Genomic DNA, 8,318 nt, shown 5'->3' on the forward strand with positions numbered 1-8,318 from the left:
AGGCGGCGCCAGCGCTGCGCTGGCGCCGCCCAGGGTACTCAGTAGTGCAGGCAGATCTTGCCGAAATGCCGGGCCGACTGCTGGTGGGCGAAGGCGTCGGCGATCTGCTCCAGCGGGTAGCGGCTGTCGATCACCGGGCGCCAGCTGAAGTTTTCCAAAGCGCGCACCATGTCCTGCTGCTGTTCACGGCTGCCGACGATCAGCCCGCGCAGGGTCTGCTGCTTGCGCATCATCTCGACGGTCGGCACGCTGCCGCTGACGCCGGTGAGCACGCCGATCAGGGCAATGTGCCCGCCCGGCGCACAGGCCCGAATGGAGTTGGGCAGGGTGCCCGGGCCACCCACTTCCACCACGATATCGGCGCCACGCCCGTCGGTGGCGGCCAGCACCGCATCGCCCCAATCCGGCTGCTCGCGGTAGTTGATCACCTGGTCGGCGCCCAGTGCCAGCAAGCGCGCCTGCTTGGCCGCTGACGAGGTGGTGGCGATCACCCGCGCGCCCATGGCCTTGGCCATCTGCAGGGCAAACACCGACACCCCGCCGGTGCCCAGTACCAGCACCGTGTCGCCGGCCTGCAGGCGCCCATCGACCACCAGTGCGCGCCAGGCGGTGAGGCCGGCGGTGGTCAGGGTGGCGGCCTCTTCGTGGGAATAGCCTTTGGGGGCATGGGTGAAGGCCTGGGCGGGCAGGTTGACGTATTCGCGGGCAAAGCCGTCGACGCCGTCACCGGGCACGGTCTTGAAGGTGCTGGGCACCTTGCGCCCGGCTTGCCAGTGGGGGAAGAAGCACGACACCACGGCATCGCCCACGGCAAATTCGCTGACGCCGGCGCCCACGGCGGTGACCACCCCGGCGCCATCGGCCATGGGGATGCGCTTGTCGTCCACCTTGAGCTGGCCGATGACCACGCCCAGGTCGTGGTAGTTGAGCGAGCTGGCATGGATGCGCACCTGGATTTCACCGGGTTGCGGCGAGGCGGGTTGCGGCAGCTCGACCAGGCGCAGCTGGTCCAGGCCGCCTGGCTTTTGCAGTTGGATGGCTTTCATGTTGGAGGTCCTTGCAACGGTTCATCAAGAGTCTGCAGGGATGATAGACAGGCAAGGCGCCGGTGTTGTTGACCTCGGATGACAATCGGTTTGCCTTTGGTGACACGCCGCCTGGTGGTGTCCCAATACGTCAACTTTCGCCATGGCGCACTCCCTATAACTGCAGGCCCATTCACTTTAGTTTTCGGACATCCGCCATGAGCAAGCAGTTTGAACATCAAGTGGTTCTGATCACCGGCGCCACCGCAGGCATTGGCTACGCCACGGCCATTGCCTTTGCCCGTGAAGGCGCACGCCTGGTCGTCTCCGGGCGCAATACCCGCGCCGGGCAACAGCTGTTGGCCGAGTTGCAGTCGATGGGCGCGCAGGCCGAGTTCGTGCAGGCCGATGTCAGCGACGAAGCGCAGGTGGCAGGTTTGGTGGCGCGTTGCGTGGAGCGTTTCGGCCGCCTGGACGTGGCGGTGAACAGTGCCGGCTACGAAGGCGCGCGCGGGCCGATCCGCGAGCAGACGGTGGAGGCCTACACGGCGGCGTTCAATGCCAATGCGTTGGGGACCTTTCTGTGCCTGAAGCATCAGTTGCGGGTGATGGCCGAGCAGGGGGCGGGGGCCATCGTCAACCTGTCGTCGACCATGGGCAGCCGGGGTAATGCCTTGGCGCCGATGTATGTGGCCAGCAAGCATGCGATTGAAGGGTTCACCAAGTCGGCGGCGCTGGAGGCGTGCCAGTTCAATGTGCGGGTGAACGCGGTGGCGCCGGGGCCGATTGCGACCGAGATGCTGGAGCGCATTGCCGACGGGGCGGACAAGTTGCCGATGGTGGCGGCGACCATTCCGGCGGGGCGGATTGGCAGGCCTGAGGAGGTGGCGGATGCGATCTTGTTCGTGGCGTCGGGCCAGGCGAGCTTCATTACCGGGCAGGTGCTGCATGTGAATGGAGGGAAGACGGCGCTGTAGTGCGGCAGGCTTGTTTGAGGTGCCTGTACCGGCCTCATCGCCGGCAAGCCGGCTCCCACAAGTAGACCCTCGCCAATCTCAGGTCAAGCGCAGTACCTGTCAATCTCAGTCTCAGTGAAGCGCAGTACCTGTGGGAGCCGGCTTGCCGGCGATAGGGCCTGCGCAGGCGCTCAAGCTACATGCGCCTTGCGCCAAGCCCGCGGGCTGCATCCGAACCGCTGGCTGAACCACCGCGAAAACGCACTCAAGCACGAAAACCCGAGCAACTCGGCAATCTCGCTGTGGGTATGCCGCGAATCGCGCAAATGCCTGACCACCTGCTCCTGGCGCACCTGGTCCAATATCGAGCTGAAACTCTCCCCATGGCGCAACAGCCGCCGGTGCACGGTGCGCCGGTCGACACCCAGCTGCTGCGCCACCTGTTCCACCGACAAGCGCCCGGTCAGCAACAGCTGCCACACCAGGCGCCGCACGGTATCCACCACCGTTTCACGCACCGCCCCCCGCGCCTCCAGCTCCCGGCGCACCGAGCGCGCTGCCACCGGGTCGCTGCCGGGCAGCGGCGCGTCCAGCTCGGCAGTTCGGCAGACGATGCCATCCACCACGCTGTTGAACTGCACCCGGGTGCCAAACAGCCGCAGGTGCGTCGAGCGGTCCTGCGGGGCGCTGTGGCGCAAGCACACCGAACGCGGCTGCCAGTGGTCACCGAGCAAGGTCTTCAGGGTGCGGTGGGTGACGCCGATCATCAGGTCGACCGACTGGCGTGACGGCAGTTGCTGGTGGGTGATCTGCTCGCCGCGGATCACCGCGATGCCGTCGCGCTCCTCGATCAGGATCAGGAAGCCTTCATTGTGCAGGTGCAGGTAGCGCTGCAGGGTCTCCAGGGCCATGCGCAGGGTGCTTTCCTGGCGCATCAGCTGGGCCAGCGGGCCGAGGTTGGAGAGCTGGCGTTTCTCGGCCATGCGCAGGCCGAAGTCTTCCACGCCGGCCTGGCTGGCGGAGTTTTCCAGCAGGTGCCAGACGCTGTCGACGCTGATCTTGAAGTCGCTGCGCTCAAGGCACGCAGGGTCGAGCTGCACGGCCTGGAGCTGGGCGATCGGCTCCAGCCCATGGGCGCGGGCGACATCGGCGTAGTGGGTCAAGCAAGCGCTGACGACCATGTTGGCCATGGGGTTTCACGTCCTTGAAAGGGGCGATGTGGATGTCCCGAAAGGTTAAATATCGCCTGGCCTGTTTTAGCAGACTCAAGGGGTGTCGACAAACGCCAAGGAGATGCAGATGAACGCCACGCTCACCGATGACTCGATGTCCGCCACACCGACCCTCGACCACCTGCGTGCCAGCGGCGGGATGAACCCGGCCTGGGACAGCTTCGTCAACCTCGACCCGCAATGGGCCGAGCAGTTTCTGCACACCGCCGCGCTGCCGGTAAAACGCGGTCTGATCGACCCCAAGACCTACGAATTCCTCGCCATTGCGGTGAACGCCTCGTGCACCCACATGTACAGCCCCGGCGTGCGCCGGCACACCCGCAATGCCCTGAAGCTTGGCGCCAGCCCCGAGGAAATCCTCGCGGTGCTGCAGTCGGTGGCCATGCTCGGGATCCACACCTGCAGCCTCGGCGCGCCGATCCTGCTGGAAGAAATGGCCAAGCTCGCCGCTGAAGCCCCCTAGCCGTCGGTGTGCACCGACACCCCTCCAACAATCACAATAAGGAACACCCCATGAACTTCCTCGATGGCCACCTGTTCACCGAGAACCAGCAGCCGCTGATCATCACCGCGGCCCCTTATGCACCGTCCTGGGTGCCGTCGGACTTCCCCGAGGACATCCCGGTGACCATGGCCGAGCAGGTGCAGAAGGCCGTGGACTGCTACAACGCCGGTGCCACCGTGCTCCACCTGCATGTGCGCGAACTCGATGGCAAGGGCTCCAAGCGCCTGTCCAAGTTCAACGAACTGATCGCCGGCGTGCGTGAAGCGGTACCGGAAATGATCATCCAGGTGGGCGGCTCGATCAGCTTCGCCCCGGAAACCGAAGGCGCTGCGGCCAAGTGGCTGAGCGACGACACCCGGCACATGCTCGCCGAGCTCGACCCCAAGCCCGACCAGGTCACGGTGACGGTCAACACCTCGCAGATGAACGTGGTCGAGCACTGGGGCTACCAGGACGTGCGCGGCACCTCGATGGAAGACCCGGCGGTCTATGAAGCCTACAAGGAGATGACCGTGCCGGCGCAGCCAGGCTGGGTCGAGGAACACGTGCGCCGCCTGAGCGCCGCCGGCATCCAGAGCGCCTTCCAGTGCTACAACCTGAACAGCTTCGAGTCGGTCGAGCGCCTGATGCGCCGGGGCATCTACAAAGGCCCGCTGGTGATGAACTGGGTGGCCATCGGCGGCGGCATGGACGTGCCGAACATCTACAGCCTGGCCAACATCGTGCGGGCCGTGCCGGACGGCGCGGTGCTCACCGTGGAAAGCTCGATGCGCAACGTGCTGCCGGTGAACATGATGGGCATCGCCATGGGCCTGCACGTGCGCTGCGGCATCGAGGACAACCTGTGGAACCAGGCGCAGACCGAGAAGATGTCCACGGTGCAGCAGATCGAGCAGCTGGTGCGCATCTCGCGCGAGTTCGGCCGGCCGATCGCCACCGCCAAACAGGCCCGTGAAATCAGCAAGATCGGCGTGTTCTACGACACCGTCGAAGAAAGCCTTGCCGCCAACGGCTTCGCGCCGAACCGCAACGGCGGCCATCAGGGCTTCCTGCGCAAGACCGCTGAAACCGCGTAACCCCCGCCACGTTCGACGTGCACCCCCGCAGGGCGCAGTTGCCGCACCGGCAGCCCTGCGGGCATCAGGCTCGATCCACAACAAGAATAATGATGAGGATGCAGCATGGCCGTCTATCACCCGTGCCCCGACGAGGGCATCGAAACTTGCGTGGGCATCCCCCGGCGCTATGCCTGGGTAGTCTTTGCCCTGACCTTTGGCCTGTTGATTTCCGACTACATGTCGCGGCAAGTGCTCAATGCCGTGTTCCCGCTGCTCAAGGGCGACTGGGCGCTGAGCGATGGCCAGCTGGGCCTGCTCAGCGGCATCGTGGCGCTGATGGTCGGCCTGCTGACCTTTCCGCTGTCGCTGTTGGCCGACCGTTTCGGCCGGGTGCGCAGCCTGGTGCTGATGGCCATGCTGTGGAGCCTGGCGACTTTGGGCTGCGCCCTGGCCGAGAACTACCAGCAGATGCTGGTGGCGCGCTTTCTGGTGGGCGTGGGCGAGGCCGCCTACGGCAGCGTCGGCGGCGCCGTGGTGATGTCGGTGTTCCCGCGGCACATGCGCGCCACCTTGCAGGGCTCGTTCATGGCCGGTGGCATGTTCGGCTCGGTGCTCGGCATCGCCCTGGGCGGCGCCATTGCCCAGCAGCTCGGCTGGCGCTGGGCATTCGCCGTGATCGCCTTGCTCGGGCTGATGCTGGCGGTGGTGTACCCGGCCATCGTCAAGGAGGCGCGCGTCTCGCCCAGGCGCCTGGCGGCGCTGGCCGATCAGGCCTGTGCTGCGCAGCGCCCGCTGCGTACGCTGTACGCCACTCGCTCGGTGCTGTGCGCCTATGTCGGCAGCGGCTTGCAGCTGTTCGTCGGCGGCACGGTGATCGTCTGGATGCCCAGCTACCTCAACCGCTACTACGCCATGGGCACCGACCAGGCCGGCAGCGTGTCGGCGGTGATCCTGCTGTGCGGGGCGGTGGGGATCATCCTCTGCGGCATGCTCTGCGATCGCGTGGCGCGCCGGCGTGCCGACCGCAAGGTCAGCCTCGCCGCCGGCTATTGCCTGGCCAGTTGCGTGCTGCTGTCGCTGGCCTTCGCCTTGCCCCACGGCCTGGCGCAGCTGGTGCTGATCTGCCTGGGCATGATGGTTGCGGCCGGCACCAACGGCCCGACCAGTGCCATGGTCGGCAACCTCACCCACGCCGCGGTGCATGGCACTGCCCTGGCCACCCTGACCCTGGCCAACAACCTGCTGGGCCTGGCCAGCGGGCCGCTGATCACCGGCAAGGTGTCCGACCACATCGGGCTGGCCGCCGCGATGCAGCTGGTGCCGCTGATCAGCCTGGTGTCGGCGGCGGTGCTGCTCTATGCCAGGCGCCACTACCACAACGACATGGTGCGCGCGCGCGCCGTGGCCGCGGGGTTGCCCCGCCCATCCACCCAACCTACCTGCTGACTGGAGACCCCATGGCTGCCAAGCAGAACAAAGTCATCGTCACCTGTGCCGTCACCGGCTCCATCCATACCCCGTCGATGTCGCCGTACCTGCCGGTGACCGCCGCGCAGATCGAAGAGGCTGCGGTGGGCGCGGCCGAGGCGGGGGCGGCCATCGTCCACCTGCATGCCCGCGACCCCAACACCGGCCAGCCGTCCCAGGACCCGCGCCTGTTCATGGAGTTTCTGCCCAACATCAAGGCGCGCTCGGACGTGGTGGTCAACCTCACCACTGGCGGGGCGCCGAACATGCTGGTGGAGGAACGCCTGCAGCCGGCGCTGCGCCTCAAACCCGAGGTGGCGTCGCTGAACATGGGCTCGATCAACTTCGGCCTGTACCCCATGCTCGAACGCTTCCAGAACTTCCAGCATGCCTGGGAGCGGCCGTACCTTGAAGGCTCGCGGGACCGGGTGTTCAGAAACACCTTCAGCGAGATCCAGTACATCCTCGAATCCTGCGCCGACCACGGCACGCGCTTTGAGATCGAATGCTATGACATCGGCCACCTGTACACCGCCGCGCATTTTCTCGAGCGTGGCATCGTCAAGGGGCCGCTGTTCATCCAGTCGGTGTTCGGCCTGCTCGGCGGCATCGGTGCGCATCCTGAGGATGTGCTGCACATGAAGCGCACCGCCGACCGCCTGTTCGGCGACGACTACTACTGGTCGGTGCTGGGCGCGGGCCGCCACCAGATGCCTCTGGCGACCCAGGCGGCGACCCTGGGCGGCAACGTGCGGGTGGGCCTGGAGGACTCGCTGTGGGAGGGGCCGGGGGTGCTGTCGCGCAGCAACGCCGACCAGGTCAGGCGTGTGGTGTCGATTCTCAAGGCATTGAACCTGGAGGTGGCCAGCCCCGCCGAGGCGCGGCAGATGCTCAAGCTCAAGGGCGCCGACCAGGTCGGTTTCTGAATGAGCCTGCTGATCCGCGCTGGCGCCCTGACGCATTACTTGCCGGTGTGCCAGCAGCTCGGGGTCGACCCTTCGCCGCTGCTGGCCGAGGTGGGCCTGAGCAAGGCCCAGCTGCAGCACGCCGAGCACCGCCTGTGCAGTGAGGCGGCGGTGCGCCTGCTGGAAAACACTGCGGCCGCCAGCGGTTGCCAGACCTTGGGCCTGAGCATGGCGGCGGCGCGCCAGCTCTCGGACCTGGGCGCGGTCAGCCTGCTGCTGTGCCACCAGCGCTCGCTGCGCGATGCCTTGCAGGTGATGCTGCATTACCGGCACCTGATGAACGAGTCGGTGGCCATTCACCTGATGGAAGAAGGCGGCCGGGCGATCATCCGCCAGGACGTGCTGACCCGCACCGCCATGCCCAGCCGCCAGGCCACCGAGCTGGCCATGGGCGTGCTGTTTCGCCTGTGCGCGACCTTGCTCGGCAGGCACTGGCGGCCCTATAGCGTGCATTTCACCCATTCGGCGCCGGCCAACCTGCAGTTGCATCGGCGCCTGTTCACCTGCGAGCTGGTGTTTGCCAGCCACTTCAATGGCATCGTCTGCCCCGACGCCAACCTGGAACTGGGGGCTGGCCAGGCGGACCCGGCGATGGCGCGCAATGCCCAGCGTTACCTGGCGCCGCTGCAGCAGGGTGGCGGGCCGTCGCTGGTCGAGGCGGTGCGCAAGGCGATCCGCCAGTGGCTGCCGGCAGGCAGGGCTACCCTGGAGCACATTGCCCAGTTGCAGGGCATGAACGTGCGCACCCTGCAGCGCCGGCTCGATGAGCAGGGGCTGGTGTTCAGTGGGTTGGTGGGTGAAGCGCGTTGCGAGCTGGCCCTGCGTTACCTGGGCAATTCGAACTACCCGCTGCAGCGCATCGCTGAACTGCTGGGGTTTGCCGTGCCCACGTCGTTTACCCGCTGGTTCATTGGCCAGTACGGGATGCCGCCGGTGGTTTGGCGCAAGGAGAGGGGGTTGGGGGGGAGGGGGAGTGGTGTGGCGGTGGGCTTGTCTTGAGATTTGCGGGGGGGCATAGATCGCGCGCCGCCCGCGCGGCGCATCGCGGATAAATCCGCTCCTACATTTGTTGCAACGTGCCACGGTCTGTCAGGCCATGGTTGTCCGCCT

The 8,318-nt window shown here is 66.6% G+C and carries 8 protein-coding genes; 6 read left to right on the forward strand and 2 right to left on the reverse strand.

Features of this window, described 5'->3' with window-relative positions:
• Positions 1-38: 38 nt before the first annotated feature.
• Positions 39-1,046, reverse strand: a complete 1,008-nt coding sequence (locus ACIPG5_RS25050) for an NAD(P)-dependent alcohol dehydrogenase (protein ID WP_314619171.1) — start codon at positions 1,044-1,046, stop codon at positions 39-41.
• Between the two features lie 197 nt (positions 1,047-1,243).
• On the opposite strand from ACIPG5_RS25050, the gene ACIPG5_RS25055 reads away from it, so the two are divergent.
• Complete coding sequence (locus ACIPG5_RS25055; protein WP_401378713.1) at positions 1,244-2,002, forward strand: SDR family NAD(P)-dependent oxidoreductase; 759 nt, start codon at positions 1,244-1,246, stop codon at positions 2,000-2,002.
• A gap of 170 nt (positions 2,003-2,172) precedes the next feature.
• On the opposite strand, the gene ACIPG5_RS25060 is transcribed toward ACIPG5_RS25055, so the two are convergent.
• A complete protein-coding gene (locus tag ACIPG5_RS25060) occupies positions 2,173-3,171 on the reverse strand; it encodes an AraC family transcriptional regulator (RefSeq protein WP_401378714.1) in 999 nt (332 codons plus the stop codon).
• A 109-nt stretch (positions 3,172-3,280) separates the two neighbouring features.
• Between ACIPG5_RS25060 and ACIPG5_RS25065 the strand changes: the two genes are divergently transcribed.
• The 5 genes from ACIPG5_RS25065 to ACIPG5_RS25085 all read left to right on the forward strand — a co-directional run bounded on the left by ACIPG5_RS25065 (position 3,281) and on the right by ACIPG5_RS25085 (position 8,207).
• Entirely contained in the window at positions 3,281-3,676 is a 396-nt protein-coding gene (locus ACIPG5_RS25065) for a carboxymuconolactone decarboxylase family protein (protein ID WP_176517017.1), read from the forward strand.
• A gap of 50 nt (positions 3,677-3,726) precedes the next feature.
• Positions 3,727-4,794 carry a 3-keto-5-aminohexanoate cleavage protein gene (locus tag ACIPG5_RS25070; protein ID WP_176517019.1) on the forward strand — a complete coding sequence of 356 codons (1,068 nt, stop codon included), beginning with the start codon at positions 3,727-3,729 and terminating at the stop codon, positions 4,792-4,794.
• A gap of 105 nt (positions 4,795-4,899) precedes the next feature.
• Positions 4,900-6,222 carry an MFS transporter gene (locus tag ACIPG5_RS25075; RefSeq protein WP_236238216.1) on the forward strand — a complete coding sequence of 441 codons (1,323 nt, stop codon included), beginning with the start codon at positions 4,900-4,902 and terminating at the stop codon, positions 6,220-6,222.
• 11 nt (positions 6,223-6,233) lie between these two features.
• A complete protein-coding gene (locus ACIPG5_RS25080) occupies positions 6,234-7,169 on the forward strand; it encodes a 3-keto-5-aminohexanoate cleavage protein (protein ID WP_176517023.1) in 936 nt (311 codons plus the stop codon).
• Positions 7,170-8,207, forward strand: a complete 1,038-nt coding sequence (locus ACIPG5_RS25085; protein ID WP_401378715.1) for an AraC family transcriptional regulator ligand-binding domain-containing protein — start codon at positions 7,170-7,172, stop codon at positions 8,205-8,207.
• Positions 8,208-8,318 lie beyond the last annotated feature (111 nt).

This window comes from Pseudomonas sp. NPDC087029, from assembly GCF_044745345.1.
In the GTDB taxonomy this organism is placed as follows: Bacteria; Pseudomonadota; Gammaproteobacteria; order Pseudomonadales; family Pseudomonadaceae; genus Aquipseudomonas; species Aquipseudomonas faucium.

Coding starts and splice junctions, on each gene's coding strand:
- ACIPG5_RS25070 (WP_176517019.1), top strand. CDS start 3,727: ATGAACTTCCTCGATGGCCACCTGTTCACCGAGAACCAGCAGCCGCTG.
- ACIPG5_RS25065 (WP_176517017.1), top strand. CDS start 3,281: ATGAACGCCACGCTCACCGATGACTCGATGTCCGCCACACCGACCCTC.
- ACIPG5_RS25055 (WP_401378713.1), top strand. CDS start 1,244: ATGAGCAAGCAGTTTGAACATCAAGTGGTTCTGATCACCGGCGCCACC.
- ACIPG5_RS25080 (WP_176517023.1), top strand. CDS start 6,234: ATGGCTGCCAAGCAGAACAAAGTCATCGTCACCTGTGCCGTCACCGGC.
- ACIPG5_RS25050 (WP_314619171.1), bottom strand. CDS start 1,046: ATGAAAGCCATCCAACTGCAAAAGCCAGGCGGCCTGGACCAGCTGCGC.
- ACIPG5_RS25085 (WP_401378715.1), top strand. CDS start 7,170: ATGAGCCTGCTGATCCGCGCTGGCGCCCTGACGCATTACTTGCCGGTG.
- ACIPG5_RS25075 (WP_236238216.1), top strand. CDS start 4,900: ATGGCCGTCTATCACCCGTGCCCCGACGAGGGCATCGAAACTTGCGTG.
- ACIPG5_RS25060 (WP_401378714.1), bottom strand. CDS start 3,171: ATGGCCAACATGGTCGTCAGCGCTTGCTTGACCCACTACGCCGATGTC.